General features: G+C 62.1%; 26 protein-coding genes. 9 read left to right on the top strand and 17 right to left on the bottom strand.

Annotated features, from left to right (window positions below; translation table 11 throughout):
• The first annotated feature begins 1 nt into the window (after position 1).
• The gene (gene trmB / locus ACTJLA_RS22185) at positions 2–727 is read left to right on the top strand and encodes a tRNA (guanosine(46)-N7)-methyltransferase TrmB (RefSeq protein WP_003195101.1); all 726 of its coding nucleotides are present in this window, start codon (positions 2–4) and stop codon (positions 725–727) included.
• 138 nt (positions 728–865) lie between these two features.
• Here trmB and ACTJLA_RS22180 read toward each other — a convergent pair whose 3' ends face one another.
• The 9 genes from ACTJLA_RS22180 to ACTJLA_RS22140 form a co-directional block, all read right to left on the bottom strand.
• Entirely contained in the window at positions 866–1,189 is a 324-nt protein-coding gene (locus tag ACTJLA_RS22180; RefSeq protein WP_003195099.1) for a DUF3392 domain-containing protein, read from the bottom strand.
• Between the two features lie 19 nt (positions 1,190–1,208).
• Complete coding sequence (gene hemW / locus ACTJLA_RS22175) at positions 1,209–2,411, bottom strand: radical SAM family heme chaperone HemW (protein ID WP_200583585.1); 1,203 nt, start codon at positions 2,409–2,411, stop codon at positions 1,209–1,211.
• Positions 2,408–3,004, bottom strand: coding sequence for an RdgB/HAM1 family non-canonical purine NTP pyrophosphatase (gene rdgB, locus ACTJLA_RS22170; protein WP_057976466.1), 597 nt, complete (start codon positions 3,002–3,004; stop codon positions 2,408–2,410). Before rdgB ends, hemW begins: the two co-directional genes overlap by 4 nt.
• The gene (locus ACTJLA_RS22165; RefSeq protein WP_054916920.1) at positions 3,001–3,435 is read right to left on the bottom strand and encodes a DUF4426 domain-containing protein; all 435 of its coding nucleotides are present in this window, start codon (positions 3,433–3,435) and stop codon (positions 3,001–3,003) included. The genes rdgB and ACTJLA_RS22165 overlap by 4 nt, the downstream gene beginning before the upstream one ends.
• Before the next feature lie 21 nt (positions 3,436–3,456).
• Entirely contained in the window at positions 3,457–4,077 is a 621-nt protein-coding gene (gene metW / locus ACTJLA_RS22160; RefSeq protein WP_003195091.1) for a methionine biosynthesis protein MetW, read from the bottom strand.
• The gene (metX, locus tag ACTJLA_RS22155; protein ID WP_034128945.1) at positions 4,074–5,225 is read right to left on the bottom strand and encodes a homoserine O-succinyltransferase MetX; all 1,152 of its coding nucleotides are present in this window, start codon (positions 5,223–5,225) and stop codon (positions 4,074–4,076) included. The genes metW and metX overlap by 4 nt, the downstream gene beginning before the upstream one ends.
• 192 nt (positions 5,226–5,417) lie before the next feature.
• Positions 5,418–6,005 carry a YggT family protein gene (locus ACTJLA_RS22150; RefSeq protein ID WP_003195087.1) on the bottom strand — a complete coding sequence of 196 codons (588 nt, stop codon included), beginning with the start codon at positions 6,003–6,005 and terminating at the stop codon, positions 5,418–5,420.
• Between the two features lie 25 nt (positions 6,006–6,030).
• Positions 6,031–6,849, bottom strand: coding sequence for a pyrroline-5-carboxylate reductase (proC, locus tag ACTJLA_RS22145; protein WP_072445590.1), 819 nt, complete (start codon positions 6,847–6,849; stop codon positions 6,031–6,033).
• Between the two features lie 34 nt (positions 6,850–6,883).
• The gene (locus ACTJLA_RS22140; protein WP_054916915.1) at positions 6,884–7,570 is read right to left on the bottom strand and encodes a YggS family pyridoxal phosphate-dependent enzyme; all 687 of its coding nucleotides are present in this window, start codon (positions 7,568–7,570) and stop codon (positions 6,884–6,886) included.
• Positions 7,571–7,627: 57 nt separating this feature from the next.
• Between ACTJLA_RS22140 and ACTJLA_RS22135 the strand changes: the two genes are divergently transcribed.
• Entirely contained in the window at positions 7,628–8,662 is a 1,035-nt protein-coding gene (locus ACTJLA_RS22135) for a type IV pilus twitching motility protein PilT (protein WP_060763953.1), read from the top strand.
• 148 nt (positions 8,663–8,810) lie between these two features.
• Here the strand turns inward: ACTJLA_RS22135 and ACTJLA_RS22130 are convergent, their stop codons facing one another.
• On the bottom strand, positions 8,811–9,449 hold the full coding sequence (locus ACTJLA_RS22130; RefSeq protein WP_060763954.1) for a C40 family peptidase: 639 nt from the start codon (positions 9,447–9,449) through the stop codon (positions 8,811–8,813).
• 249 nt (positions 9,450–9,698) lie between these two features.
• Between ACTJLA_RS22130 and ACTJLA_RS22125 the strand changes: the two genes are divergently transcribed.
• A complete protein-coding gene (locus tag ACTJLA_RS22125; protein WP_054897575.1) occupies positions 9,699–10,127 on the top strand; it encodes an NINE protein in 429 nt (142 codons plus the stop codon).
• A 125-nt stretch (positions 10,128–10,252) separates the two neighbouring features.
• Here the strand turns inward: ACTJLA_RS22125 and ACTJLA_RS22120 are convergent, their stop codons facing one another.
• The 7 genes from ACTJLA_RS22120 to gshB form a co-directional block, all read right to left on the bottom strand.
• A complete protein-coding gene (locus ACTJLA_RS22120) occupies positions 10,253–11,524 on the bottom strand; it encodes a dihydroorotase (RefSeq protein ID WP_054897574.1) in 1,272 nt (423 codons plus the stop codon).
• Positions 11,521–12,525 carry an aspartate carbamoyltransferase catalytic subunit gene (locus ACTJLA_RS22115; RefSeq protein WP_034128938.1) on the bottom strand — a complete coding sequence of 335 codons (1,005 nt, stop codon included), beginning with the start codon at positions 12,523–12,525 and terminating at the stop codon, positions 11,521–11,523. The genes ACTJLA_RS22120 and ACTJLA_RS22115 overlap by 4 nt, the downstream gene beginning before the upstream one ends.
• A gap of 24 nt (positions 12,526–12,549) precedes the next feature.
• On the bottom strand, positions 12,550–13,056 hold the full coding sequence (gene pyrR, locus ACTJLA_RS22110) for a bifunctional pyr operon transcriptional regulator/uracil phosphoribosyltransferase PyrR (protein ID WP_019817751.1): 507 nt from the start codon (positions 13,054–13,056) through the stop codon (positions 12,550–12,552).
• A gap of 132 nt (positions 13,057–13,188) precedes the next feature.
• The gene (gene ruvX / locus ACTJLA_RS22105; RefSeq protein ID WP_003195067.1) at positions 13,189–13,626 is read right to left on the bottom strand and encodes a Holliday junction resolvase RuvX; all 438 of its coding nucleotides are present in this window, start codon (positions 13,624–13,626) and stop codon (positions 13,189–13,191) included.
• A complete protein-coding gene (locus tag ACTJLA_RS22100) occupies positions 13,626–14,195 on the bottom strand; it encodes a YqgE/AlgH family protein (RefSeq protein WP_017139445.1) in 570 nt (189 codons plus the stop codon). Before ACTJLA_RS22100 ends, ruvX begins: the two co-directional genes overlap by 1 nt.
• A gap of 181 nt (positions 14,196–14,376) precedes the next feature.
• Entirely contained in the window at positions 14,377–15,282 is a 906-nt protein-coding gene (locus ACTJLA_RS22095) for an energy transducer TonB (protein WP_034128937.1), read from the bottom strand.
• A gap of 77 nt (positions 15,283–15,359) precedes the next feature.
• Positions 15,360–16,313, bottom strand: a complete 954-nt coding sequence (gshB, locus tag ACTJLA_RS22090; RefSeq protein WP_054897572.1) for a glutathione synthase — start codon at positions 16,311–16,313, stop codon at positions 15,360–15,362.
• Between the two features lie 238 nt (positions 16,314–16,551).
• On the opposite strand from gshB, the gene pilG reads away from it, so the two are divergent.
• The 6 genes from pilG to ACTJLA_RS22060 all read left to right on the top strand — a co-directional run.
• Positions 16,552–16,959, top strand: coding sequence for a twitching motility response regulator PilG (pilG, locus tag ACTJLA_RS22085; protein ID WP_014720321.1), 408 nt, complete (start codon positions 16,552–16,554; stop codon positions 16,957–16,959).
• Positions 16,960–17,005: 46 nt separating this feature from the next.
• On the top strand, positions 17,006–17,371 hold the full coding sequence (pilH, locus tag ACTJLA_RS22080; protein ID WP_014720320.1) for a twitching motility response regulator PilH: 366 nt from the start codon (positions 17,006–17,008) through the stop codon (positions 17,369–17,371).
• A gap of 11 nt (positions 17,372–17,382) precedes the next feature.
• On the top strand, positions 17,383–17,907 hold the full coding sequence (locus ACTJLA_RS22075; RefSeq protein WP_034128935.1) for a chemotaxis protein CheW: 525 nt from the start codon (positions 17,383–17,385) through the stop codon (positions 17,905–17,907).
• Entirely contained in the window at positions 17,904–19,955 is a 2,052-nt protein-coding gene (locus ACTJLA_RS22070; protein ID WP_014720318.1) for a methyl-accepting chemotaxis protein, read from the top strand. The genes ACTJLA_RS22075 and ACTJLA_RS22070 overlap by 4 nt, the downstream gene beginning before the upstream one ends.
• Positions 19,956–20,130: 175 nt before the next feature.
• Positions 20,131–25,950: an Hpt domain-containing protein gene (locus ACTJLA_RS22065; RefSeq protein ID WP_314548928.1), complete on the top strand. Its 5,820-nt coding sequence runs from the start codon at positions 20,131–20,133 to the stop codon at positions 25,948–25,950.
• The coding region (locus ACTJLA_RS22060; RefSeq protein WP_034128932.1) for a chemotaxis protein CheW at positions 25,943–26,397 on the top strand (455 nt) is incomplete at its 3' end. The genes ACTJLA_RS22065 and ACTJLA_RS22060, both read left to right, overlap by 8 nt.

The following is a 26,397-nucleotide window of genomic DNA, read 5'->3' as shown; positions in this document are numbered from 1 at the left end:
GATGACTGAATCAAACGAAACGCCGAACACCGTGGAAGAAGGCGACGAGTCCAAGCACCGCCGCATCAAGAGTTTTGTGATGCGCGCCGGCCGCATGACCGAAGGCCAACAAAAGGGCCTGGAACAGGGCACGCCGCTGTTCGTGTTGCCCCTGGCCGACGCGCCGGTGGACTATGACCAAGTGTTCGGCCGTTCGGCCCCGCGCTCCCTGGAAATCGGTTTCGGTATGGGCCATTCCCTGCTGGAAATGGCCGCAGCCGCGCCGGAGCAGGATTTCATCGGTGTGGAAGTGCACCGCCCAGGCGTCGGCGCACTGCTCAACGGTGTGCTGACCCAAGGCCTGAAAAACCTGCGGGTCTACGACTGCGATGCGATTGAAGTGCTCAACCGCTGCATCGCCGACAACAGCCTCGACCGCCTGATGCTGTTCTTCCCCGACCCATGGCACAAGGCCCGTCACCACAAGCGCCGCATCGTCCAGGCGTCCTTCGCGGAACTGGTGCGCAGCAAGCTGAAAGTGGGCGGCATCCTGCACATGGCGACCGACTGGGAACCGTACGCGGAATACATGCTGGAAGTGATGAACGTCGCCCCCGGCTACCGCAACCTGGCCGAAGACGGCAAATGCGTGCCACGCCCGGCCGAGCGGCCGATCACCAAGTTCGAACGCCGTGGCGAGCGATTGGGGCATGGGGTGTGGGATTTGAAATTCGAGAAGCTGGCTTAAACAGTCATCAGCTTGAAACGCAATCAAATGTGGGAACTGGCTTGCCTGCGATAGCATCACCTCGGTATCACTGATACACCGAGGTGTCTGTATCGCAGGCAAGCCAGCTCCCACATTTGTTTTGTAGTGCCTGCTGAGTCAGCGGCGGTCTGCTACCACGCCAATCAACACCAGCACCACGATCAACACCGGCGCCAGGCTGTAGTTATTGAACTGGCTCAACCCTCGCACAATCCACGGCGTGGCGTAGATCAACGCCGCACCGCTGCCGATCAGGCACAGCAGGGCCATCAAGGGTACGCGCAAGGCGCCGGCGATGCTGCCCAGGCGCGCTTCGACCCAGCCCTTGATGTCGGCGCCGAACAGCACCAGCAAACAGCCCACAAGGGCCAACGAGATTTCCGACAGGTTGCTACGGCTCCAGCGGGATACGGTGGCGAGCAGGTCGAGTACCAGATCCATTCGATTTCCTTAAGAGCTATCAGCTCAAAAACTTCTGCAACAGGTCATTGAGAAAGAGTTGCCCGCGGTCGGTGGCCGCCAGGCGTGACGGTTCGACCTGCATTAATCCACTTTGTTCTGCGTCGCGGCGGCCTTCATCGAGGCTCGCCAGATCGAGGCCGGTGCGCTCGGCGTAGAGCTTGGCATCAACCCCTTCGGTGAGGCGCAGCGCGTTCATCAGAAACTCGAACGGCAGTTCATCGTTGGTCAGTTCTTTCGCGCCGGCCTGGAAGCTTTTGGCCGGGTTGAGGTAGTCCTTTGGTGCACGGGTTTTCCAGGTGCGGATAATGCGCCCGTCCGGGTGGCTGAGCTTGCCGTGGGCCCCGGCGCCGATGCCGATAAAGTCGCCAAAGCTCCAGTAATTGAGGTTATGCCGCGCCGGCCGCCCCGGTTGGGCGTAGGCCGAGACTTCATATTGTGCGTAACCGTGTTCGGCGAGCAGTGCCTGGCCGGCTTCCTGAATATCCCACAGCGTGTCGTCTTCCGGCAGCGCGGGCGGCTGGTTCCAGAACACGGTGTTGGGTTCCAGGGTCAGTTGGTACCAGGACAGGTGCGTCGGCTTGAGTGCAATGGCCTGGCGCAGGTCGCCCAAGGCGTCCTCCAGGGACTGGTTGGGCAGGCCGTGCATCAAGTCCAGGTTGAAGTTGTCGAACCCGGCCTGGCGTGCCATGCCGGCTGCGCGCACGGCTTCATCGCCATTGTGGATGCGGCCCAGGGCTTCAAGCTTCTCTTGCTGGAAGCTCTGGATGCCGATGGACAGGCGATTGATCCCCAGTTTGCGATACGCCACGAACTTCTCTTGTTCGAACGTCCCGGGGTTGGCTTCCAGGGTGATCTCGATATCGTCAGCAAACGGGATACGCGCTTGAACGCCCTTGAGCAGGCGGCCCAGTGCAGCCGCGCTAAACAGGCTGGGCGTGCCGCCGCCAAAGAAGATCGAACTCAGCTTACGGCCATATACGGCGTGCAGGTCTTGGTCCAGGTCGGCCAGCAGGGCGTCCACATACTCTTCTTCCGGCAGCACTTTGCTGGCAGTGTGGGAGTTGAAGTCGCAATACGGGCATTTGCGCACGCACCACGGGATATGGATGTACAGCGCCAGGGGCGGCAGACGGGGCAGGGCCGCCCGTTGTGTTTGCGCGCCACCGTGGATCAGCGGCTGCGCAGAGGTGTTCTGGGTCATTTCAAGCCCAGGCGCTGGCGCAACAACGCCATGGCGCGGGCGCGGTGGCTGATCTGATTTTTGTCGGCCGGGCTCAGTTCGGCGCTGGAGACATTGCGCTCCGGCACCCAGAACAGCGGGTCATAGCCAAATCCATGCTCACCGCTGGCGGCTTGCAGGATGCGCCCGTGCCACAGGCCTTCGCACAGAATCGGCAACGGGTCATCGGCATGCCGCACCAGGGCCAGCACGCAGACGAACTGCGCACCACGCTCGGCCTCCGGCACGTCCTTGAGGGCGTCGAGCAGCTTGGCGTTGTTGGCGGCATCGCCCCGGCCTTCGGCGTAACGTGCCGAGTAGATTCCAGGGGCGCCGCCGAGGAAATCCACAGCCAGGCCCGAATCATCCGCCAGGGCCGGCAGACCAGAGATACGCGCAGCATTGCGGGCCTTGAGGATGGCATTCTCGACGAACGACAGGCCGGTCTCTTCCGGTTCGACCTGGCTGAACTCGCCAATCGAACGCAGGTGCACAGACTCACCGAGCATGGCTTGCAGTTCTTTGAGTTTGCCGGCGTTGTGGCTGGCGAGTACGAGTTGGGTAAGGTTCATCATTCGGCCGGGAACAGTTCTTGGTTGAATTGGAAGCCGTGGGCCTTGCCGCCGGTTTCAACGTTGATGGTAAACGTCTTGTATTCCCGTTGGGTCACCGAGTAGGGCGCGAGGTAGCTGATGCCGCCTTTCTCTTCGATCTGCTTGAACGTCAGGATCTCGCTTTTGCCGCCCAGGTCCTTGATAGTGCCGGTGACTTGCGCGGCCACTGGGCTTACGCCCTTGATCACGGTCACGTTGATCAATCCCTTCTCCTTGCTGCGCACCACGCCGACTTTCTGGGCGGTCTCGGGTGGCAGGAAGCTTGAAGTGAAGGTGTTGTAATGAACGGTGATATCGCCGAAGTCTTTTTTGCGATTAGCGTCGATAGCGTCGGCGGCCATGGCGCTGGCGCCCAGGCATGCGGTCAATAGAAAAATAGCCAAACGACTCATGAACGTCCCTCTTGAAGATGATTAGACGGCAACTTTGTGGTCGGTCAGGCCAGGACTGCTGACCCGGTAGATACCAATTTCGCCCAACAGGTTGGGCCATAGCTTACTCGCCCAGCCGTGGCGGTGCTGTTGATCGACGGCAAGGCGGTTGATCACCTTGGCTTCACGCTCGCCACACAGGGCTTCGAAGTCTTCGAAGGTGCAAAAGTGGATGTTCGGCGTGTTGTACCAGGTGTACGGCAGGAAGTCGGAGACCGGCATGCGCCCCTTGGTGGCCAGGTACCAGCGGCAGCGCCAGTGGCCAAAGTTGGGGAAGGTGATGATGCATTGGCGGCCCACGCGCAGCATTTCGTCGAGGATGCGGTCCGGGTAGTGCACCGCTTGGAGGGCTTGGGTCATCACCACGATATCGAAGCTGTTGCTGGCAAAGTTGCCCAGGCCCTTGTCCAGGTCCTGCTCGATCACGTTGATGCCCTTGGCCACGCACTGGGCGATGTTGTCCGGGTCGTTTTCCAGGCCGTAGCCGGTGACTTGCTTGTGGTCGCGCAGCCAGCTCAGCAGTTCGCCGTCGCCGCAGCCCAGGTCGAGCACGCGGCTGCCGGCGGGGATCCAGTCTTGGATGATTTCCAGGTCGGCTCTCATGGCGTTCTCACAAGCGAAATACGGTTCATGTAGTTACTGAACGCCTGCAGGTAGCGTGGGATCGGAATCAGGAAGGCGTCGTGGCCTTGCGGTGCATCGATCTCCAGGTAGCAGACGTCTTTCTTGGCGGCCATCAGGGCATCCACCAGCTCACGGGAGCGCGCTGGCGAAAAGCGCCAGTCGGTGGTGAACGACATCACGCAGAACTTGGCCGTGGCGTGCTCGAAGGTTTTCGCCAGGTCGTCATCGTGATTGGCGGCCGGGTCGAAGTAGTCCAGGGCCTTGGTCATCAACAGGTAGGTATTGGCGTCGAAACGCCCCGAGAACTCCTCGCCCTGGTAACGCAGGTAGCTTTCCACCTGGAATTCGACGCTGTGGAAGTCGTAGTTGAGCTTCTCGCTCTTGAGGCCCCGGCCGAATTTCTCGCCCATGGAGTCGTCGGACAGGTAGGTAATGTGGCCGACCATCCGCGCCAGCATCAAGCCGCGCTTGGGGATCACGCCTGCTTCCTGGAACGAACCGCCGTGGAACTCGGGATCGGTGAGGATTGCCTGGCGCGCCACTTCGTTGAAGGCGATGTTCTGCGCTGACAACTTGGGCGCCGAGGCGATAGCCAGGCAATGGCGCACACGGTCCGGGTAAGTGATGGTCCATTGCAGGGCCTGCATGCCGCCCAGGCTGCCGCCAATCACGGCGGCCCACTGGCTGATGCCCAACAGGTCGGCGAGGCGTGCCTGGCTGTGCACCCAGTCCTCTACCGTCAGCACCGGGAAGTCGGCGCCGAACGGCTTGCCGGTTTCCGGGTTGAGGCTGCTGGGGCCGGTGGAGCCGTTGCAGCCGCCGAGGTTGTTCAGGCTGACCACAAAGAACTTGTTGGTGTCGATGGGCTTGCCGGGGCCGATGCAACTGTCCCACCAGCCGGGCTTGCGGTCGTCAACGCTATGGAAGCCGGCGGCGTGATGATGGCCGGATAAGGCATGGCAGATCAGCACGGCGTTGCTCGCCGTGGCGTTCAGTTGGCCATAGGTTTCGTAGATCAGGTCGTAGGCCGGCAACGAACGGCCGCAGGCCAGGGCCAGAGGTTCGCTGAAGTGCGCCACTTGTGGCACGACCAGTCCAACAGAATCGGGGGGGAAGGCAGCTGGCATCGACCCTGCTCTCGTTTAAATGAGGCGTAAGTCTAAAGAGCGGGGACCCTAGCGGCAAGCAATGGTCGGGGTTAGCGTGATCGTTCCCACGCTCCGCGTGGGAATGCCTCTTGGGACGCTCTGCGTCCCGTCCTTGTGACGCGGAGCATCACGGGCTGCATTCCCACGCAGAGCGTGGGAACGATCTATCGGTCAGATCAGGCCAAACAACTCTTTTGGCATGTAGGCAAAGTACGCCAGGCGTGGAATCACCCAGCTCTGCAGCAGCTGAATCACGATAAACGCAAAGATCGGCGAGATATCCAGGCCACCCAGGTTCGGGATCAGGCGACGGAAGGGTGCCAGCACCGGTTCGGTGATCTGAGCCACCAATTCGGCGCCCGGGCTACGGCTGCCTGGCGCGACCCACGAAAGAATCACGCTGATGATCATCGACCAGAAAATGATCTTCAGGAACAGCGAGAAAATACCGATCAGGCCCCATGGCAACAGCAGCACGGTGAAGGCCTGGTAGCCATTGAGCATCAGGATCACCACGAACAGCAAAATCTGCAGCAACAGCGCCAGCACCAGCGACGACATGTCCAGGCCGAACAGGCTCGGGATCACCCGGCGCAGCGGCTTGAGCAGCGGTTGGGTGGCCTTCACCACGAATTGGCACAGCGGGTTGTAGAAGTTCGCACGCACCAGTTGCAGGATAAAGCGCATCAGCACGATCAGCAGGTACAGGCTGCCCAGGGTCTGGATGATGAAAATGGCAGCGTCATTGATTCCGAGCATGTTTGATTACCTTGGTAAGGGACGACTATTTGCCCAGTTGCTCAGCCATCTCGGCCGAACGATGTGCGGCGGCACCCAGTGCTGTTTCCACCAGGGCTTCAAAACCCCCGGCCTGGAACGACTCGATAGCCGCTTGTGTGGTACCACCTGGCGAGGTGACGCGACGGCGCAGTTCGGCGGCATCCACCTCGCTGCCGACCGCCATTTTCGCGGCGCCCAGGGCGGTTTGTTCCGCCAGTTGCTCGGCCACGTCGTGGGGCAGGCCCAGCTTGACGCCGGCGGCCGTCATGGCCTCGATCAACAGGAAGAAATAGGCCGGGCCGCTGCCGGAGACGGCGGTGACCGCGTCCAGTTGCTGTTCCTGCTCGAGCCACACGACGATGCCCACCGCAGACAGCAGTTCCTGGGCCTGGTCACGTTGCTGCGCGGTGACTTCGCCAGTGGCATACAAACCGCTGACGCCCTGGCGCAGCAGCGCCGGGGTGTTGGGCATGCAGCGCACGATGGGCTGGGCGCCGAGCCAGTTGGTCATGCTGGCGCAGGTGATGCCAGCGGCAATCGACACCACCAGTTGGTGAGGTTGCAGGCTCGGGCGCAGGCTCTCGCACACGGCCTTCATGGCCTGGGGCTTGACCGCCAGCACGATCACATCGACGCCGTGGATGGCCTCGGCGTTATCGGCGAAGGTCTGGATACCGTGTTCGGCGCTGACGCGCTCGCGGGTCTCGGCGCCCGGGTCGCTGGCGTGGATCTGCGCGGCGTCCAGGCCCTTGGCCCGCAGGCCACCGATCAGGCTGGCCGCCATGTTACCGGCGCCGATAAAGGCAATACGCGTGTTGCTCATGACAGGTCCTTATTTTCGAGGGATGTCAGCCATTTCACGGCTGGCCGTAGTCGCGGGCGCCAAACAGGGCGGTACCGATCCGCACCCAGGTGGCGCCTTGGGCAATGGCCGACTCAAGGTCATGGCTCATGCCCATGGAAAGTGTGTCCAGCGGCAGGTTCAAGCTGGCTTGCAGGTCGCGCACTGTGGCAAACGCCGCATCCTGCTCCGCCCGGTCTTCAGTCGGCTCGGGAATTGCCATCAAACCCCGCAGCTTCAAGCGCGGCAGGGCGCTGATCGCCGTGGCCAGGGCCGGCAGGTCGGCGGGTGTGCAGCCGGACTTGCTGGCTTCGCCACTGACATTGACCTGAATGCAGATATTGAGCGGCGGCAGGTCGGTCGGGCGTTGTTCGGACAGGCGTTGTGCGATTTTCAGGCGGTCCACGGAATGCACCCAAGCGAAGTTCTCGGCGATGGCGCGAGTCTTGTTCGATTGAATGGGGCCGATGAAGTGCCAACTCAAGGGCAGGTCGGTCAAATCCGCCTGTTTGCCCAAGGCTTCCTGCAGGTAGTTTTCCCCAAAGTCGTGCAGCCCGGCGGCATAGGCGTCGCGTACCGCCTGCGCGGGTTTGGTCTTGCTCACGGCCAGCAGGTGGATGCTGCTTGCGTCACGTTGCACGGCGGCGGCTGCGGCGCGGATGCGCTGGATAACCAGGCCGATGTTGTCTGCTATCGTCGACATTCAAGATGCGCCCGTGGATATGGAGTCCGCGGCATTCTACTGGAAATGGAAAGCCCTATGGATATCACGCAATTGCTGACGGCCAGCGTAAGCCGAGGCGCCTCAGACCTGCATCTGTCAGCCGGCCTGGCACCGATGCTGCGCATTGATGGCGAGGTTTGGCCGCTGGATGGGCCAGCGCTGAACGCTACCCAAGTGGTCGACTTATTGAGCCCTTTGCTGAATAAACATCAACAAAAGGATTTCGAAACATCTCTTGAAACGGATTTTGCCTTCGAATTGCCAGGCGTCGCCCGGTTCCGGGCGAACGTGTTCCGCCAGGATCGCGGCGTGGGTGCGGTGTTCCGGGCTATTGCGACTGAGGTCCAAAGCCTGGAGGACCTGGGACTGGGCGAGGTGTTCCAGCGTATCGCCCGCCTTCCTCGCGGCCTGGTGCTGGTGACCGGGCCCACCGGCTCGGGCAAGTCTACGACCCTGGCGGCGATGATCGACGACCTCAACCGGCATCGACGCCAGCATATCCTTACGCTGGAAGACCCCATCGAGTTTATCCACCGGCCGAAACTGGCGCTGGTCAACCAGCGCCAGGTGCATCGCGACACCCACAGTTTCTCGGTGGCCCTGCGTTCAGCCCTGCGAGAAGACCCGGATGTGATCCTGGTGGGTGAATTGCGCGATCTGGAAACCATCCGCCTTGCGCTGACGGCGGCAGAGACCGGGCACCTGGTGTTCGGCACCCTGCACACCTCGTCGGCGGCAAAGACAGTGGACCGGCTGGTAGATGTCTTCCCTGCCGGGGAGAAGGCCATGGTCCGCTCGATGCTGTCGGAGTCGTTGCAAGCGGTGGTGTCTCAGGTGCTGGTGAAGAAGGTGGGCGGTGGGCGCGTGGCCGCTCATGAAATCATGCTGGGCACCCCGGCGATTCGTAACTTGATTCGCGAAGACAAGGTGGCGCAGATGGTTTCGGCTATTCAGACCGGTGGTGCGTTGGGGATGAAGACCCTGGATATGAGTTTGAAGGCGTTGGTGGGCGTAGGAGTGATTAGCCGGGAAGAAGCGCGGGAGAAGGCGAGGGTGCCGGCAGATATCTAAAGCGCACAGATACACAATGTGGGAGCTGGCTTGCCTGCGATAGCGGACTGTCAGGCACTCTCTCTGCCAACTGACACACCGTCATCGCAGGCAAGCCAGCTCCCACATTTGATTGCATTTCAAAGGGGGAGCTTCAGTGGTGCCTGGCTTAGCGCTGCACGATCCGCAGGTTGCTGTTCTGCTCTTTAGGCAGTACCCGCTTGGCAATCACGTAGTTCTTGTCCCAGAACGGCTTTTTCAGCGTGTCGATGCTCACCGACTTGCCACGGCGCGGTGCGTGAATAAAGCGGTCATTGCCCAGGTAGATGGCAACGTGGTTCACCTGGCGGCTCTTCAACTTGAAGAACAACAGATCGCCCGGCTTCAGGTCTTTGCGATCAACCTTCAACCCATGGCCGGCGGCCATGGCGTTGGAGGTGCGTGGCAGGTCCACCGCTTTTACATCGTTAAATGCATATTTCACCAGGCCGCTGCAGTCGAACCCTTTACTTGGGCTGCTGCCGCCCCAACGATAAGGTGTACCGAGCACGTTGACGGCACGGCTCAAGACGTTGCTGCTTTGCTTGGTGTTCACGGCCAGCTGGGTGGAAAGCGCTTTGCCGTGGGCCTTGCTCAGTTGAGTCGGACGGCTGACGGTCGGCTTTGCCGATTTGGCAGTGCTGGGCGTGCTATGGACTTTAGGGGTGAAACCGTTAACGTTCGGAAGTCGTTGCTCACGATTGGTGGCGTGGGCGGCCAGTGGCATTAATAGGCAAATGGTTAGCCATGTCTTGAAAAATGGTCGCATTAGGCGTGGCTCTTATGGGTTTGCGCGCAACTTTATAACAGCTTTTTGTGCTGTTCTCAGCCCGTTTGTCGATTGAACCTTGGGGTCAAATTCAGGAAAAACGCGACGATTCGCCGCAATTGTCCTACACAAGTCAGGCCCTACAAGGCTTTGAGGGCAGGACGATACCATTTGCCGTACGTCGGGCGCCCGTAAAAAAGTCACAAAGAAAATGAAAAAATTTATCTATCGAAGCAAAAGAGGTCCTTCATGAACACCTATCAACAGGTTGCTCAGCAGCAAGACACCCACAGCAAGGCGATTGGTTACCTGCTGTGGATTTTCGGTTTTACCGGGGCTCATCGTTTTTATTACGGCAAGCCTGTGACGGGCACGATCTGGTTTTTCACCTTCGGCTTGTTCGGCATTGGCTGGTTGATCGACTTGTTCCTGATCCCGGCCATGGACCGTGAAGCCGACCTGCGGTTTACCGCTGGGCCGATTGAATACAGCGTCGCGTGGATTCTGTTGGCGTTTCTGGGGGTGTTTGGTGTGCACCGTATGTACCAGGGCAAATGGATCACCGGCCTGATCTACCTGCTGACCGGCGGTTTGTTCCTGATCGGGGTGCTGTATGACTTCTGGACGCTGAACACGCAGATCTCGATCCGCAATGCCGAGCGCAACAGCGGGCGCTGAGCACTGATCGTTCCCACGCTCCGCGTGGGAATGCAGCCCAGGACGCTTCGCGTCCACCTTTGGAGTGCTGACGCAGAGCGTCACAGGATGCGTTCCCACGCAGAGCGTGGGAACGAGCTTGCGCGTCAAGCCTGGTAGCTGATCCGCCCATCCATCAAGGTATACCGCACCGTCGCCGGCAGGCTGTGGCCGATGAACGGGCAGTTTTCGCCCTTGGACAACCAACGCTCACCAGCCACCGTCGAGTTTGCCAGGTCGAACAGCACCAGGTCCGCCGGTGAACCCACCGACAACTGGCCCGCCGGCAAGCGCAGGGCCTCGGCCGGGCCGGCGCTCAGGCGTGCCAGCAGTGTCGGAAGGTCCAGCAAGCCGTCTTCCACCAGCGTCATCGCCAGTGGCAACAACAACTCCACGCTGCTGATGCCTGGCTCGGTCGCGCCAAACGGTGCCAGCTTGGCGTCTCGCTCGTGAGGTTGGTGATGGCTGGAAATCGCCGACACCACACCCGACTTCACCGCCGCACGCAAACCGTCACGGTCAGCCTTGGTGCGCAGCGGGGGCTGTACGTGGTACAGGCTGGAGAAGTCGATCAGCGCCTCATCCGTCAGGATCAGTTGGTACAGGGCGACATCTGCGGTGACCCGCAAGCCACGGGCCTGGGCCTGGGCGATCAGAGCCACGCCCCGGGCGCTGGTCAACTGGCTGAAATGCGCACGCACGCCGCTTTGCTCCACCAGCAACAGGTCACGAGCGAGAGCCACGGTTTCTGCTGTTTCCGGAATGCCCGGCAGGCCGAGGAAGCTGGCCACTGCGCCTTCATGGGCCAGGCCGCCTTCGGCCAGGTCGCGGTCCTGGGAATGGAAGATCACCGTCAAGTCGAAGGTGGCCGCGTATTCCAGGGCGCGGCACAAGGTGCGCGTGCTGCGAAAGCTTTCCAGGCCATTGCCGAAGGCCACGCAACCGGCGTCACGCAGGGCGATCAATTCGGCGAGTTGTTCGCCATCCAGGCCCTTGCTCAAGGCACCAATGGGAAACACTTTGCAGTTGCCGGCTTCGCGGGCGCGGTCAAGGATCAGCTCGGTCACGGCCGACGTGTCCAGCACCGGCTTGGTGTTGGGCGGGCAACACAAGCTGGTCACGCCACCGGCCGCGGCGGCCTGGGTTTCGCTGGCGATATTGCCTTTGCGGCTGTAGCCCGGCTCGCGCAGTGCGACATTCAGGTCCACCAGCCCAGGCGCGGCCACCAGGCCCTTGGCATCGATGCTCTGGCCGGCGTTGAAGCCTGCGGGGGCGGAGCCCATGGCGACGATCTTGCCGGCGTCCAGGTGTAGATCGGTAACTTGGTCCAGGCCACTGGCCGGGTCGATGACTCGGGCGCCGAGAATGCTGAGCTTCACTGGGCCTGCTCCTGCTCGAATTGACGTTGCGCGGTTTGCCCGCTCATGGCCATGGACAGCACGGCCATGCGCACGGCGATGCCGTAGGTCACTTGGTTGAGAATCACCGACTGCGGGCCATCGGCCACCGCCGACTCAATTTCCACGCCGCGGTTGATCGGCCCCGGGTGCATCACGATTGCATCCGGCTTGGCCATGGCCAGGCGTGCGGTGGTCAGGCCGAACAGGCGGTAGAACTCACCTTCGCTGGGCAACAAGCCCCCGGCCATGCGCTCGCGTTGCAGGCGCAGCATGATCACTACGTCCACATCCTTGAGGCCCTCGGCCATGTCGGTGTAGACCTTCACGCCATACTGTTCGATGCCGATTGGCAACAGGGTCTTGGGCGCGATCACGCGGATATCCGGGCAACCCAGGGCCTTGAGAGCCAGCATGTTCGAACGTGCAACCCGCGAATGCAGGATGTCGCCGACGATGGCTACCGAGAGGTTTTCAAAGCTGCCCTTGTGCCGACGAATGGTGAGCATGTCGAGCATGCCCTGGGTCGGGTGCGCGTGACGGCCGTCGCCGCCATTGATGATCGCCACGTTCGGGCACACATGCTCGGCGATGAAATGCGCAGCGCCGGAGTCGCCGTGGCGTACCACGAACATGTCGGCTGCCATGGCTTCCAGGTTGCGCAGGGTATCGAGCAGGGTTTCGCCCTTGCTCGCCGACGAGGTGGACACGTTCAACGTGATCACATCGGCCGACAGCCGCTGGGCCGCCAGTTCAAAGGTGGTGCGGGTGCGGGTGGAGTTCTCGAAGAACACGTTGCAGATGGTTTTACCGCGCAACAGCGGGACTTTCTTCACTGCCCGGCCACCGACTTCCAGGAACGAATCGGCGGTGTCGAGGATTTCGGTGAGCAGTTCGCGGGGCAAACCGTCGAGGGACAAGAAGTGTTGCAACTGGCCCTGAGCATTGAGCTGCAGCGGGCGCTTGGCATCTAGAGGCGTCATCGCGGGGACTCTTTACAAGGCGGTTTAAAGGGCAAGGTCTTGCAGTTCGAGTTCGAGCGGCGTGGGACCGGACAATTTTACCCGCTGCTGGGGGGCAAGCGACAGGGTCGCGCCTACGACGTCCGGGCTGATCGGCAGTTCGCCGGCATCCAGGTCCAGCAGGCACACCAGGGTCACGCTGGCCGGGCGGCCATAGTCGAACAGTTCGTTCATGGCGGCGCGGATGGTGCGGCCGCTCATCAGCACGTCGTCGATCAGTACCAGGTGCTGGCCTTCGATCTCGAAGGGCAGGGCCGAAGGGCGCACTTGTGGATGCAGGCCGTTCTGGCTGAAATCGTCGCGGTAGAAGGACACGTCCAAGGTGCCCAGGGGCGAATCGCTGCCCAGTGCTTCCAGCAATGCCTGGGCCACCCACACGCCACCGGTGCGTATGCCGATAAAGCGCGGTTCGCTGATGGCACGGTGTTCCAGGTGCGCCTTGAGGCGTATCGCCATCTGGCTGATCAGTTCGGCAGGGTTCGGCAAGCTCATGGTGGCTCCTTATCAAGTGTGTAGGAGCGAGCTTGCTCGCGAAAAACTCATGGGCACCGCGTTCATCCAGTCTTCTCGCGGTATCGTTAACGTTCTTCGCGGGCAAGCCCGCTCCCACAGGATCGCGGCGGGTCAGGATTCAAATAAAGCGGTGTTTTCATCCAGCCAGCCCTGCAACAGCAAGGCCGCGGCGATGGCGTCTACCGGGTTGTCGCGGTAACTGCCCTTTTGCCCGCCACGGTCGCGGCGCTCCCCCTTGGCTTCGAAGGTGGTGAGGCGTTCGTCGTGGGTATAGAAGGGCAGGTTGTAGCGGCCATTGAGGCGGCGCGCGAACTTCTCGGCGCGCAGGCACATGTCACTGGGGGTGCCATCCATGTTCAGGGGCAGGCCGACCACCACCGCGTCAGGCTTCCACTCTTTAATCAGGGCTTCGACCTGGTTCCAGTCCGGCACGCCGTTCTGGGCCTTGAGGGTGCACAGCTCGCGGGCCTGGCCGGTGATGACCTGGCCAACCGCTACGCCGATCTGTTTGGTGCCGTAGTCAAAACCGAGGATCAGACGCAAGGCCATCAGGCGTGCCCCGCCTGGCTGGTCAGCAGGCTGAGGTTGACCCGCAGCTTGGCTGCTGCCGCTTCCAGGCGCAGTTCGCTGGCGGTGTTGAACAGGATGTCAGCGTCGAACGGGCAGGTCAGCCAGGCATTGCTGGCCAGTTCGGCCTCCAGTTGCCCGGCTTCCCAGCCGGCGTAGCCCAGGGTGATCACACTTTGCTCAGGGCCGACGCCGTCGGCGATGGCGAACAGCACGTCCTGGGATGTGGACAATGACACACCCTCAAGGTCTACCGTGGCCTGGAACTTGGGCCCGGTGGGGTGCAGCACAAAACCGCGATCGGTCTGCACCGGCCCGCCGATGTAGATCGGTACGCCCTGGCAACGCGCCGGCGGGTCGATCTCCGGGCGCAGTTGCTCAAGGATATCGGCCAGGTTCAGCTCCTGCGGGCGGTTGACCACCAGCCCCATGGCACCATTGGCCGTGTGCTCGACGATGTAGGTCAAGGTCTGCGCAAAGTTCGGGTCGGCCATATGGGGCATGGCGATCAGGAATTGGTGCTTGAGGTAGGTCGGGCTGACGTTTTTCATGTCCGCTAGTGTGGCGTTGGAGGGGCGAACTGACAAGTGCGGGCGCGAGCCTGATCGCTGATCGTTCCCACGCTCCGCGTGGGAACGCATCCCGGGGCGCTCCGCGTCCCAAGAGCAGACGCAGAGCGTCCAGGCGGCATTCCCACGCGGAGCGTGGGAATGATCTGTAGTGCGGGCGTGATCAGTTGCTGGACAACCGGTCGCCCTTGGCGAACCGCCAGGTGCGGATGATTTCCAGGCGGTCCACGTCGCTCAAGTCGCCGCTGAACGGCGCAAAGGGCGCGGCCAGGCGCACGATGCGTTGCGCAGCCTGGTCCAGCAGCGGCTGGCCGGAGGACTCCAGCACCTGCACCTCATACAGCGAGCCGTCACGGTTGATCGACACCAGCAAGCGCAAATTGCCATAAATCTGCTGGCGCCGCGCCTCGTCCGGGTAATTGAGGTTGCCGATGCGTTCGACTTTCTTGCGCCACTCGTCCTTATACCAGGCACCTTTATCGCGCATGGTTGAGGCGGCGTTCAGGCGGTAGATGCGCGGGCGCTTGGCATAAAGCTGTTGCTCATGGGCCAGTTCGGCTTCCAGGCTGGAAATTTCGTCGGATAACGTCGAGCTGTCGAACGTCGGCGCAGGTTTCACTGGCTCGGGCTTGGGTTCGGTCTTGGCCTTTTCGCGCTGGGTCGGGGCTTTTTGCGGTTTGGGCGCGACAGTGGTCACCGCGGCCTTGGGCGTGGCCTGCCTGACCTCAGGCTTGGGCGCTGGCGGCGGAGTGACCTTCTTGACCTGGTTGTCATGGAAGGGCGCTACCTCGGTGGTCTTGGGCACGGCTTTCTTGTCAAGGGTGCCGCTGCCCTGTTGGTTGTCCTGGGCGAGAAAGTCAGCCTTTTCGGGCTTCTTTTCGCTCTTGAACGTGGCGAGAGTGATTTCCAGGGTCTTGGTGATCTGCTTGGGTTCGACCAGGGTGAACCCCACACCCAGGAGCAGGGCGAGATGAATCAAGGCAGCGAGAAACAGGGTAAAACCGAGACGATCGGCCGGGCGCACGCCGCTGGGGGAGAATTCGGGGGGCAGATCGGACGGGAGTGTCATGACAAGAAAACCAACATCGCGCGTTTCACAGGTGGCGCATGATAACGCAATGTTGGTAGGTGTCCGGCTGTTCTATGTCACTTGGCTTGTAGCTTGCGTTCAATGGCGACCATCAGCATTTCGCCGATGTTCGTGCCAAATGCGTTGTCGATCTCGCGAATACAGGTCGGGCTGGTGACGTTGATTTCAGTGAGGTTCTCGCCAATTACGTCTAGTCCGACAAATAGCAGACCTTTTTCCCGCAGGGTTGGACCGACTTGAGCGGCAATCCAGCGGTCTTTTTCTGATAATGGCCGCGCTTCACCGCGACCACCGGCGGCCAGGTTGCCACGGGTCTCGCCGGCTGCCGGGATGCGCGCCAGGCAATAATCCACCGGCTCGCCGTCAATCATCAGGATACGCTTGTCGCCATCCTTGATCGCCGGCAGGTAGGCCTGGCCCATGATCTGCTGGGTGCCCAGGGCGGTCAGGGTTTCGAGGATCACCGACAGGTTCGGGTCGCCGGCGCGGTGACGGAAGATCGAGGTGCCGCCCATGCCGTCCAGCGGCTTGAGGATCACGTCGCCATGCTTGGCGGCGAATTCACGCAGTACATCGGCGCGGCGGCTGACCACGGTCGGTGGCGTGCACTGCGGGAACAGGGTGGCGAACAGTTTTTCATTACAGTCGCGCAGGCTTTGCGGCTTGTTGACGATCAACACGCCCGCGCGTTCGGCCTGCTCCAGCAGGTAGGTGGAGTACACAAATTCCATGTCGAACGGCGGATCCTTGCGCATCAGGATCACGTCGAGGTCGCTCAGCGGGCTGTCGATTTCGTCAGAAAGCTCGAACCACTTCTCGGGGTTGGCAAACACCTGCAGCGGGCGCATGCGTGCGCGGGCCTCGCCGTCACCCTGGTAAAGGTCGCGCTGCTCCATATAGAACAAGGTCCAGCCGCGGGCCTGGGCGGCCAGGAGCATGGCCAGCGAACTGTCCTTTTTATAGGAAATGCTGGCGATAGGGTCCATGACAATGCCGACGCGAACGCTCATGGGGATTTCCTCTAGCAAATTAGGGCGCATAAAAGTGGCGTCAGAGTGGCGCTGCGGCTGTTGTGGGTCAAGGAAAAACCACTGGGCGGGTGCCTCGATAGATTGCGCCAGGAGACTGTGCTAAAAAGGCTGGCACGGCGCAGCAGCCCTTGAATTCCAAGGCTTGCGGCGTTCATCCTGTGCAACATCAGGCAGTACACACCGAAAACCGATTCGCTGTGGCGATGGTAGAGCAGATATGGAACAGCATTCCAACGCCTTGAAGGTGATGGTAATCGACGATTCGAAAACGATCCGCCGCACCGCCGAGACGCTGTTGAAGAACATGGGGTGCGAGGTCATCACGGCGATCGACGGTTTCGACGCCCTGGCCCGTATTGTCGATCATCACCCGCACATTATCTTTGTCGACATCATGATGCCGCGCCTGGACGGCTACCAGACCTGCGCCCTGGTGAAGAACAACCCGGCGTTCAAGTCGATCCCGGTGATCATGTTGTCTTCCAAGGACGGCCTGTTCGACAAGGCCAAGGGGCGCATCGTGGGTGTCGATCAATTTTTGACCAAGCCTTTCAGCAAGGAAGAACTGCTGGGGGCGATCAAGGCCTATGTGCCTGGGTTCGCCGCAGTAGAACAAGCACACTGACGCCGCCTCACGAGGGCCGGCGCCGACCAATGTAGCGGGGAAAACCATGGCACGTGTTCTGATCGTCGACGATTCGCCGACCGAAATGTACAAACTCACCGGCATGCTGGAAAAGCATGGCCACCAGGTGCTCAAGGCCGAAAACGGCGCGGACGGCGTGGCCCTGGCCCGTCAGGAAAAGCCCGACGCGGTGCTGATGGATATCGTGATGCCCGGCCTCAACGGCTTCCAGGCCACGCGCCAGTTGTCCAAGGAGCCGGAAACCAACGGTATCCCGATCATCATCATCACCACCAAGGATCAGGAAACCGACAAGATCTGGGGCGCACGCCAGGGCGCCAAGGACTACCTGACCAAGCCTGTGGATGAAGAAACCCTGATTGCCACCCTGAACAAGGTGCTGGCCGGCTAAGGCTTGCGATCATGACCGAGTCGCAAACCGCCTTCGAGCTGCTGCTGGACATCGACCGCCGCTGCCGCTTGCTGGCCGCGGACCTGCCGTCCCAGGAAACGCGCCTGCAACGCTGGAGCGGCATCGCTTTCCGCATAGGGCCAAACGCCTACGTGGCGCCCATGGGCGAAGTCGCCGAGGTGTTGCATGAGCCACGTTGCACCTTGATGCCGGGGGTCAAGCCCTGGGTCAAGGGCGTGGCCAACCTGCGCGGGCGCTTGCTTCCGGTGATGGACCTGGGCGGTTTCCTGGGCCTTGAGTTGTCCAGGGCGCGCAAGCAACGGCGGGTGCTGGTGGTGGAGTTCAACGACCTGTTTGTCGGGCTGCTGGTAGATGAGGTGGTAGGCATGCAGCATTTCCCATTGGATGCCTGGGTGGCGAGCGCTGCCTCGAGCGCGCCGTTTATTCAGGGCCAGTTCGACGGCGACCCGCCGTGGCAAGTCTTCAGCCCCTTCGCCCTGGCCCAGGCCCCTGGCTTCATGGATGTTGCCGCATGAGCACCGCTACCACGCCCAAACCCCAGGCCGCTTCGCGCAGCCGTTCGCAGATCATCGTGCTGTTTATCGCCTTGATCGTGTTCATCATGCTGCTGTTCGCCAACTTCGCGTACCTCAACACCCAGTCCACCTACGATAAACAGTACATCGGCCACGCCGGTGAGCTGCGCGTGCTGTCCCAGCGCATTGCCAAGAACGCCACCGAGGCCGCTGCCGGGAAAGCGGCGGCGTTCAAGCTGCTGGGCGATGCGCGCAACGATTTTGCCCAGCGCTGGGGTTACCTGAAAAAAGGTGACCCGCAAACTGGCTTGCCGGCGGCGCCCAGTGCGGTGCGCGCCGAAATGCGGGCGGTGCAGACCGACTGGGAGGCGCTGCTGAAAAACACCGACGCCATCCTGGCCAGCGAGCAGACCGTATTGTCGTTGCACCAGGTGGCGGCGACCCTGGCCGAAACCGTGCCGCAACTGCAGATCGAGTCGGAAAAGGTCGTGGATATCCTGCTGCAACGCGGCGCCCCGGCCAGCCAAGTTGCCTTGGCCCAACGCCAGTCGCTGCTGGCCGAACGTATCCTGGGGGCGGTCAACACTGTGCTGGCGGGGGATGAAACCGCCGTGCAGGCCGCCGATGCCTTTGGCCGCGATGCCAACCGTTTTGGCGTGGTGCTCAATGGCATGCTCAACGGCAACCCGGGCCTGCGTATCACCCAGGTCGAAGACCCGGACGCCCGTGCGCGGCTGGCGGACATCGCCGAGCTGTTCGAATTTGTCTCCGGCTCCGTGGATGAAATTCTCGAGACCTCGCCACAGTTGTTCCAGGTGCGCGCCTCGGCGAGCAATATTTTCAACCTGTCGCAAACCCTGCTCGATGAAGCCTCGCACCTGGCCACGGGTTTTGAAAACCTCGCCAGCGGGCGCAGCTTCGACACCATCGGCGGTTACGTGCTGGGCTTGCTGGCGCTGGCCTCGATCATCCTGATCGGCCTGGTCATGGTGCGCGAGACCAACCGCCAACTGCATGAAACCGCGCAGAAGAACGAGCGCAACCAGAACGCGATCATGCGCCTGCTGGATGAAATCGAAGACCTGGCTGACGGCGACCTCACCGTCACCGCCTCGGTCACCGAAGACTTCACCGGCACCATCGCAGACTCCATCAATTATTCCGTGGACCAACTGCGCGACCTGGTCGCCACCATCAACCTCACTGCCGGGCAGGTCGCCGGTGCCGTGCAGGACACCCAGGCCACCGCCATGCACCTGGCCCAGGCGTCGGAGCATCAGGCCCAGCAGATTGCCGAAGCGTCCACGGCGATCAACCAGATGGCGCAGTCCATCGACCAGGTGTCGGCCAACGCGGCCGAATCCTCGGCGGTAGCTGAACGTTCGGTAGAGATCGCCAACAAAGGCAACGAGGTGGTGCACAACACCATCCACGGCATGGACAACATTCGCGAGCAGATCCAGGACACCGCCAAGCGCATCAAGCGTTTGGGCGAGTCGTCCCAGGAAATTGGCGACATCATCAGCCTGATCGACGATATCGCCGACCAGACCAATATCCTCGCCCTCAATGCCGCGATCCAGGCCAGCATGGCCGGTGACGCCGGGCGCGGTTTTGCGGTGGTGGCCGATGAAGTGCAACGGTTGGCCGAACGCTCCTCGGCGGCCACCCGGCAGATCGAAACCCTGGTACGCACCATCCAGGCCGACACCAACGAAGCGGTGATCTCCATGGAACAGACCACCACGGAAGTGGTGCGCGGCGCGCGCCTGGCCCAGGACGCCGGGGTGGCGCTGGAAGAGATCGAAGGCGTGTCCAAAACCCTGGCGGCGCTGATCCAGAGTATTTCCAACGCGGCGCAGCAACAGACCTCATCGGCGGGGCAGATTTCCCTGACCATGAACGTGATCCAGCAGATCACCACCCAGACGTCGTCGGGTTCCACCGCCACCGCAGAAAGCATTGGTAACCTGGCGAAGATGGCCAGCCAGTTGCGCAGGTCGGTATCGGGTTTTACCTTGCCGCCGCCCAAGCAGGTCGATGATTGAAATACGACCTGAAGAACACCACAGTCCAACTATGGCAGCTGGCTTGCCTGCGATAGCGGTCTGTCAGATACAGAAATAGTGCTGACCCACCGCTATCGCAGGCAAGCCAGCTCCCACATTGGATCTCCATTGTTTGTGAGATACCAGCAACTCATGAATTCTAAGCGGAGCAGTTATGGTTGATCGGCACGACTATGTGGCCCTCGAATGGGTCAAGGGCGATATTGCCGAAACCCTGAAGCAGGCCCGGTCGGCCCTGGACGCGTACGTTGAAACCCATGATGACGACGCTCTAAACGAATGCCTGGCCGGTATTCACCAGGTACATGGCGCGCTGCAAATAGTCGAGTTCTACGGCGCGGCGCTGCTGGCCGAAGAAATCGAGGAACTGGCCCTGGCACTACAGGCCGGGCACGTTGGCCAACGCGATGAAGGTATCCGGCTGCTGCAACAAGCCCTCGGCCAACTGCCGCTGTACCTCGACCGCGTGCACAGTGCCCGCCGCGACTTGCCGCTGGTGGTGCTACCGCTGCTCAACGACCTGCGCAGCGCCCGTGGTGAAAGCCTGCTATCGGAGACCAGCCTGTTCAGCCCGCAACTGCTATCGATCGAACCGTTGCCTGAGCAAGCCCTGGCCCAGCGGGCCACGCCGGATCTGCATGAGCAGTTGCGCCAATGGCGCCACCTGCTGCAACAAGCCCTCGCCGGATTGCTGCGTGAAGACCACGGCCCCAGCAACCTGGAAGACATGGCGCGGGTGTTCGCACGCCTTGAAGCGCTATGCCAGGGTGCGCCGCTGCTGCCGTTGTGGCAGGTCACCTCGGCGCTGGTCGAAGGCATGCTCACCGGCGTGGTCGCCAACAGCCCGGCGCTACGCAGCCTGCTCAAGGCCAGCGACAAGCAACTCAAGCGCTTGCTGGTTCAAGGCATCAATGGTATCAACCAGCCGGCACCGGACGAGTTGCTCAAGAGCCTGTTGTTCTACGTCGCCAAAGTCACCCGGCCGACGCCGCGCATGCAGAGCCTGAAGGAGCGCTACGGCTTGGACGAAGCCTTGCCCGACAGCGCCGTGGTCGATGCTGAACGTGCACGGCTGGCCGGGCCGGATCGCAATGCCATGGGCTCGGTACTCGGGGCGTTGTGTGAGGAACTGGTGCGGGTCAAGGAACGCCTGGATCTGTTCGTGCGCAGTGATCGCCAGCACACCCAGGACCTCGATCCGTTGCTGGCGCCGTTGCGGCAGATAGCCGATACCCTCGCGGTGCTGGGTTTCGGTCAGCCGCGCAAAGTGATCATCGACCAACTCGCCGTGGTGTTGAGCCTGGTCCAGGGGCAGCGCGAACCCAATGACGCGGTGTTGATGGATGTGGCCGGCGCGTTGCTGTATGTCGAAGCGACGTTGGCCGGGATGATCGGCACCGTCGAACCGCAAAGCAGTGAAGACAGCCGCTTGCCCACCACCGACCTGACCCAGATCCATCAGTTGGTGATTCGTGAATCGTGCCAGTGCCTGCGCCAAGCCAAGGAGCTGGTGATCGACTGCATTGAGGCTGATTGGGATCGTCAGCGCCTGGAGTCCTTGCCCGAGCTACTGAGCCAGGTGCGTGGTGCCCTGGCGATGATTCCCTTGCCGCGTGCGGCGAGCCTGATGCGCGGTTGCACCGATTACGTCGACGAGCAATTGATGATCAGCGAGGCCGCCCCTTCGGCGCCACAACTGGCGCATTTCGCCGAGGTGGTCAGCAGCCTGGAGTACTACCTCGAGCGCATGCTTCAAGACCCTGACGCGGCAGGGGAAAAAGTGCTGGAGTTGGCCACCCAGGGCTTGAACGCATTGGGCTACCTGCCGGTGGAAAAACCCTGGCGCCAGGCCCTGGCTGCGCCTGAGGGGGCGCTGTCCACCGAGGCTGCGCCAAACCAATCCCAGTTCGATGCCTTGGCCAGCCCTGCATCACGTCTCAACCCTCCAGCCTTGCAGCGTCCCGGTAGCCTGTTGCCGCCGCCGGCCGGTGAAGAACCGATTGACGATGAACTGCGCGAAGTTTTCCTTGAAGAAACCGATGAAGTCCTCGACGTGCTGCATCGCTACCTGCCCGACAGCGCGGACAAAGCCGCCCAGGGCGAAATGCGCCGGGCTTTCCATACCCTCAAGGGCAGCGGCCGCATGGTGCGCGCCCTGGTGCTGGCCGAGCTGGCCTGGGCCGTGGAGAACCTGCTCAATCGCGTGCTGGAACGCAGCTTAGTCCTTGGCCCTGAGGTGCAGCAGGTGTTGGATGAGACCGTGGCCCTGCTGCCGGAGCTGATCGCCGATTTCGCTAGCGACGACCAGCGCCAGCGCGATGAAGTCGACGCCTTGGCCGCCCGTGCCCATGCCCTGGCCAGTGGCGCTGCAACGTCGACCACCGAGCCCCATGACCCAATGCTTCTGGAGATCTTTCGCAACGAAGCCCAGGGCCATCTGGACAGCCTCGACCACTTCCTGCAACAGGCCGCCGAGCAGGTGCCGCTGCAGGTCAGTGATGAACTGCAACGCGCCTTGCACACCCTCAAGGGCAGCGCCTACATGGCCGGCGTGTTGCCCATTGCCGAACTGGCGCGCCCGTTGGATCACCTCACCCGTGAGTACAAGGCCCACCGCGTGCCGCTGGGCAAGGACGAAGTGGCGTTGTTGCTTGAGGCACAAGGGCTGTTCCAGCGCGGGGTGCGTGACCTGGACAACAATCCCCTGGCGCCGATCCACGGCGCGGCCAGCGTGATCAGCCGCACCCAACACCTGCTGGAGCATCAACTTGCCGCCTTGCTCGACGCGCCCACGACCGGCCTGCACGTCAAGCGTGACCCGCACTTGATCACCAACTTCCTGGCCCAGGGCATGGACATCCTGCTCGACGCCGAAAGCCTGCTGCGCCGCTGGCAGCAGCACCCCGGCGACCGTCAGGAACTCACGGCATTGCTGGACGAGCTGACTACGTTGGGCGAGGGCGCTCACCTTGCCGACCTGCACCCTATCGACGCGTTGTGCGAAGCCTTGCTCGACCTGTATGGCGCGGTAGAGGAAAGCAGCCTGGCGGTCAGCGCCCGGTTCTTCCAAGAGGCTGAACAGGCCCACGACGCGCTGATCAACATGCTCGACCAGTTGGCCGCCGGCCAGGAAATCAGCCCCGCGCCTGCACGGCTGCAGGCGTTACGCGCGTTGCTGGACGAAGCCTTAGACCCGTCCGCCACAGGCCTGATCAAAAGCGACGGCAGCCGCGCCCTGAGTATCTCCGAATTGGGCGCGGCCACCGCGCAGCTGGATCACGCCACCGCGATGGACGACGAGATTGTTGAGATCTTCCTTGAGGAGGCCGTAGACATCCTCGACAGCGCCGGCCAGTCGCTCAAGCGATGGTTACTGGAGCCCGACAGCGCTGCGCCCTTGTCCTCGTTGCAGCGGGATCTGCACACCCTCAAGGGCGGCGCGCGCATGGCCGAAATCGACCCGGTGGGCGACTTGGCCCACGAGCTGGAATGCGTTTATGAGGGGCTGGTGGACCGCCGCTATAGCTACTCTGTCGAGCTATCCCAGGCACTGATGGCCAGCCACGAACGCTTGGCTCAACAATTGGAAGAGCTGCAACAACAGCAACCCCTGAGTGACGGCGCCGAACTGGTCGAAAGGCTGCGGGAATTGCGCCAGGCCAGCAGCCCGGCAGCGCCGGCTGCGGTGGCGCCAGCCTCGGGTGCCGACCCGGAATTGCTGGATATATTCCTCGAAGAAGCCGCCGATATCCTCGACAGCTCAGGCAGCGCGCTTTTGCGCTGGCAGGACGAGCCGGGCAATCGCCAGGAAGTGGAAACCCTGCTGCGTGACCTGCACACCCTCAAGGGCGGTGCACGCATGGTCGAGATCGGGCCGATCGGCGATCTGGCCCATGAGCTGGAATTTCTCTACGAAGGGCTTTCCGCCGGTTTGCTCGCGCCGACCCCTGAGTTGTTCGCACTGCTGCAAGGTTGCCATGATCGCCTGGCGCAAATGATCGACGCCGTGGCCGAGGGATTGCCGGTGGGTTCGGTGGATAAACTCATCGAGCGCATCAAGAGCCTGGTGCACCCCAGTGATGAGCCGGTCACACCGGTGGCGCTGCCGGCGGGCAAGGCCGAAGCGGTCGCCGACCCGGCCGCCGACATGGTGAAAATCTCTGCCGACTTGCTCGATGACCTGGTCAACCTGGCCGGCGAAACTTCGATCTTCCGTGGGCGTATCGAGCAGCAAGTCAAGGATGCGCGCATTGCCTTGAGTGAGATGGAAACCACCATCGAGCGCATGCGCGACCAATTGCGCCGGCTCGACAGCGAAACCCAGGGCCGCCTCTTGAGCCGCCAGCAAGCCGAGGCCGAACGCCTGGGCTACGAAGAGTTCGACCCGCTGGAAATGGACCGCCACTCGCAGCTGCAACAGCTGGCCCGTGCGCTGTCCGAATCTGCCTCCGACCTGCTCGATCTCAAAGAGACCCTTGAGCGTCGCAACCAGGATGCCTACAACCTGCTGCAGCAACAGGCACGCATCAACACCGAATTGCAGGAAGGCCTGATGCGCACGCGCATGGTGCCTTTCGAGCGCATGTTGCCACGCCTCAAGCGCATCGTGCGGCAAGTGGCGGGCGAGTTGGGCAAGGACGTGGAGTTTATCGTCGGCAATGCCGAAGGCGAGATGGACCGCAATGTGCTGGAACGCATGGCGGCCCCCTTGGAGCATATGCTGCGCAACGCGGTCGACCACGGCCTGGAGTCCCGCGAAGTGCGGCTGGCTGCGGGTAAACCGGAGAAGGGCCGCATCACCCTGGACCTGACCCACGAAGGCGGCGACATCGTCTTCGACATGCGTGACGACGGCGCGGGTGTACCCCTCGAAGCGGTGCGACGCAAGGCGATCAAGCGCGGCCTGCTCGCCCCCCATCAAGAGATCAGCGACCGTGACGTGTTGCAGTTCATCCTGCAACCGGGCTTTTCCACTGCCGAAAAAATCACCCAGATTTCCGGGCGCGGCGTGGGCATGGACGTGGTGCATGAGGAAGTGCGCCAGCTCGGCGGCTCGATGGTGATCGACTCGACGCCGGGCATGGGCGTGCATTTTCGCATTCGCCTGCCGTTTACCGTGTCGGTCAATCGTGCGCTGATGGTGCACTGCGCGGACGACCAATACGCGATCCCGCTCAACACCATCGAAGGCTTGGTGCGCGTGCTGCCCCACGAATTGGCGGGGCACTACCAGCAAGACCCGCCGCACTATGAATACGCCGGCCAGCGCTACGAGTTGTTCTACCTCGGTGACCTGCTGCACACCGCCAGCCGCCCTAAACTGCTGGGCCAGTACCAGCCGGTGCCGGTGCTGCTGGTGCACTGCAATGAACGCCGCGTGGCGGTGCACGTGGATGCCATGGCCGGTACCCGCGAGATCGTGGTCAAGGGCCTGGGCCCGCAATTCTCCGGGGTGCAGGGCGTGACCGGCGCGACCATCCTGGGCGACGGCCATGTGGTGCTGATCATCGACCTGCTGGCGCACATCCGCGCTCGGCAACCGGCCTTGCCGGCCCAGGCAGTGGATGCGCCGCTGATCCTCAACGACCCACTGAAAAAACGCCCGCTGCTGGTGCTGGTGGTGGACGACTCGGTCACCGTGCGCAAAGTCACCAGCCGCCTGCTGGAGCGCAACGGTATGAACGTGCTTACCGCCAAAGACGGTATCGACGCCCTCGCCATCCTGGAAGAACATACCCCGGACCTGATGCTGCTTGACATCGAAATGCCGCGCATGGACGGCTTCGAAGTGGCCATCCAGATACGCAACGACCCACGCCTGATGCGCTTGCCGATCATCATGATCACCTCACGCACCGGCCAGAAACACCGCGACCGCGCCATGGCCATTGGCGTCAACGACTACCTCGGCAAACCGTACCAAGAGTCGGTGCTGCTGGAGAGCATCGCCTACTGGAGCAAGTCCCATGCTTGAGCACCGCACCAGCCAACTCACCGGCCTGCTGCTGCCCCTGGCCGACCGCCACTTGGTGCTGCCCAACGTTGCCGTGGCCGAACTGATCGATTTCCAGCGTGGCGAACCGGCCAGCGATGCGCCGCCGTGGTACCTGCGGCAGGTCACTTGGCGCGATCGACAGATTCCGCTGATCAGCTTTGAAGCGGCCTGCGGCGAAGCCAGCGTGACGGGCGAACGCTCGAGGATCGTGGTGTTGAATGCGTTGGGTGGCAGGCCCACGTTGAAGTTCATTGCCCTGGTGATCCAGGGTATTCCCCGCTCGTACAAGCTCGACAGCGAATTGAGCTACGTGGACGTGCCCCTGTGCCCGCTGGAACTGGCGGCAGTGCAAGTGGGGGAGCAGGTGGCGAAGGTGCCGGACTTGATGGGGCTTGAAGCGCTGCTGGTAGAGTCCGGCCTGGCCTG

The organism is Pseudomonas sp. 22072 (genome assembly GCF_052046095.1).
Taxonomy (GTDB): Bacteria; Pseudomonadota; Gammaproteobacteria; order Pseudomonadales; family Pseudomonadaceae; genus Aquipseudomonas; species Aquipseudomonas paracarnis.
This window is presented reverse-complemented; position numbering and strand designations above follow the sequence as displayed.

Coding starts and splice junctions, on each gene's coding strand:
- trmB (WP_003195101.1), top strand. CDS start 2: ATGACTGAATCAAACGAAACGCCGAACACCGTGGAAGAAGGCGACGAG.
- ACTJLA_RS22180 (WP_003195099.1), bottom strand. CDS start 1,189: ATGGATCTGGTACTCGACCTGCTCGCCACCGTATCCCGCTGGAGCCGT.
- hemW (WP_200583585.1), bottom strand. CDS start 2,411: ATGACCCAGAACACCTCTGCGCAGCCGCTGATCCACGGTGGCGCGCAA.
- rdgB (WP_057976466.1), bottom strand. CDS start 3,004: ATGATGAACCTTACCCAACTCGTACTCGCCAGCCACAACGCCGGCAAA.
- ACTJLA_RS22165 (WP_054916920.1), bottom strand. CDS start 3,435: ATGAGTCGTTTGGCTATTTTTCTATTGACCGCATGCCTGGGCGCCAGC.
- metW (WP_003195091.1), bottom strand. CDS start 4,077: ATGAGAGCCGACCTGGAAATCATCCAAGACTGGATCCCCGCCGGCAGC.
- metX (WP_034128945.1), bottom strand. CDS start 5,225: ATGCCAGCTGCCTTCCCCCCCGATTCTGTTGGACTGGTCGTGCCACAA.
- ACTJLA_RS22150 (WP_003195087.1), bottom strand. CDS start 6,005: ATGCTCGGAATCAATGACGCTGCCATTTTCATCATCCAGACCCTGGGC.
- proC (WP_072445590.1), bottom strand. CDS start 6,849: ATGAGCAACACGCGTATTGCCTTTATCGGCGCCGGTAACATGGCGGCC.
- ACTJLA_RS22140 (WP_054916915.1), bottom strand. CDS start 7,570: ATGTCGACGATAGCAGACAACATCGGCCTGGTTATCCAGCGCATCCGC.
- ACTJLA_RS22135 (WP_060763953.1), top strand. CDS start 7,628: ATGGATATCACGCAATTGCTGACGGCCAGCGTAAGCCGAGGCGCCTCA.
- ACTJLA_RS22130 (WP_060763954.1), bottom strand. CDS start 9,449: ATGCGACCATTTTTCAAGACATGGCTAACCATTTGCCTATTAATGCCA.
- ACTJLA_RS22125 (WP_054897575.1), top strand. CDS start 9,699: ATGAACACCTATCAACAGGTTGCTCAGCAGCAAGACACCCACAGCAAG.
- ACTJLA_RS22115 (WP_034128938.1), bottom strand. CDS start 12,525: ATGACGCCTCTAGATGCCAAGCGCCCGCTGCAGCTCAATGCTCAGGGC.
- pyrR (WP_019817751.1), bottom strand. CDS start 13,056: ATGAGCTTGCCGAACCCTGCCGAACTGATCAGCCAGATGGCGATACGC.
- ruvX (WP_003195067.1), bottom strand. CDS start 13,626: ATGGCCTTGCGTCTGATCCTCGGTTTTGACTACGGCACCAAACAGATC.
- ACTJLA_RS22100 (WP_017139445.1), bottom strand. CDS start 14,195: ATGAAAAACGTCAGCCCGACCTACCTCAAGCACCAATTCCTGATCGCC.
- ACTJLA_RS22095 (WP_034128937.1), bottom strand. CDS start 15,282: ATGACACTCCCGTCCGATCTGCCCCCCGAATTCTCCCCCAGCGGCGTG.
- gshB (WP_054897572.1), bottom strand. CDS start 16,313: ATGAGCGTTCGCGTCGGCATTGTCATGGACCCTATCGCCAGCATTTCC.
- pilG (WP_014720321.1), top strand. CDS start 16,552: ATGGAACAGCATTCCAACGCCTTGAAGGTGATGGTAATCGACGATTCG.
- pilH (WP_014720320.1), top strand. CDS start 17,006: ATGGCACGTGTTCTGATCGTCGACGATTCGCCGACCGAAATGTACAAA.
- ACTJLA_RS22075 (WP_034128935.1), top strand. CDS start 17,383: ATGACCGAGTCGCAAACCGCCTTCGAGCTGCTGCTGGACATCGACCGC.
- ACTJLA_RS22070 (WP_014720318.1), top strand. CDS start 17,904: ATGAGCACCGCTACCACGCCCAAACCCCAGGCCGCTTCGCGCAGCCGT.
- ACTJLA_RS22065 (WP_314548928.1), top strand. CDS start 20,131: ATGGTTGATCGGCACGACTATGTGGCCCTCGAATGGGTCAAGGGCGAT.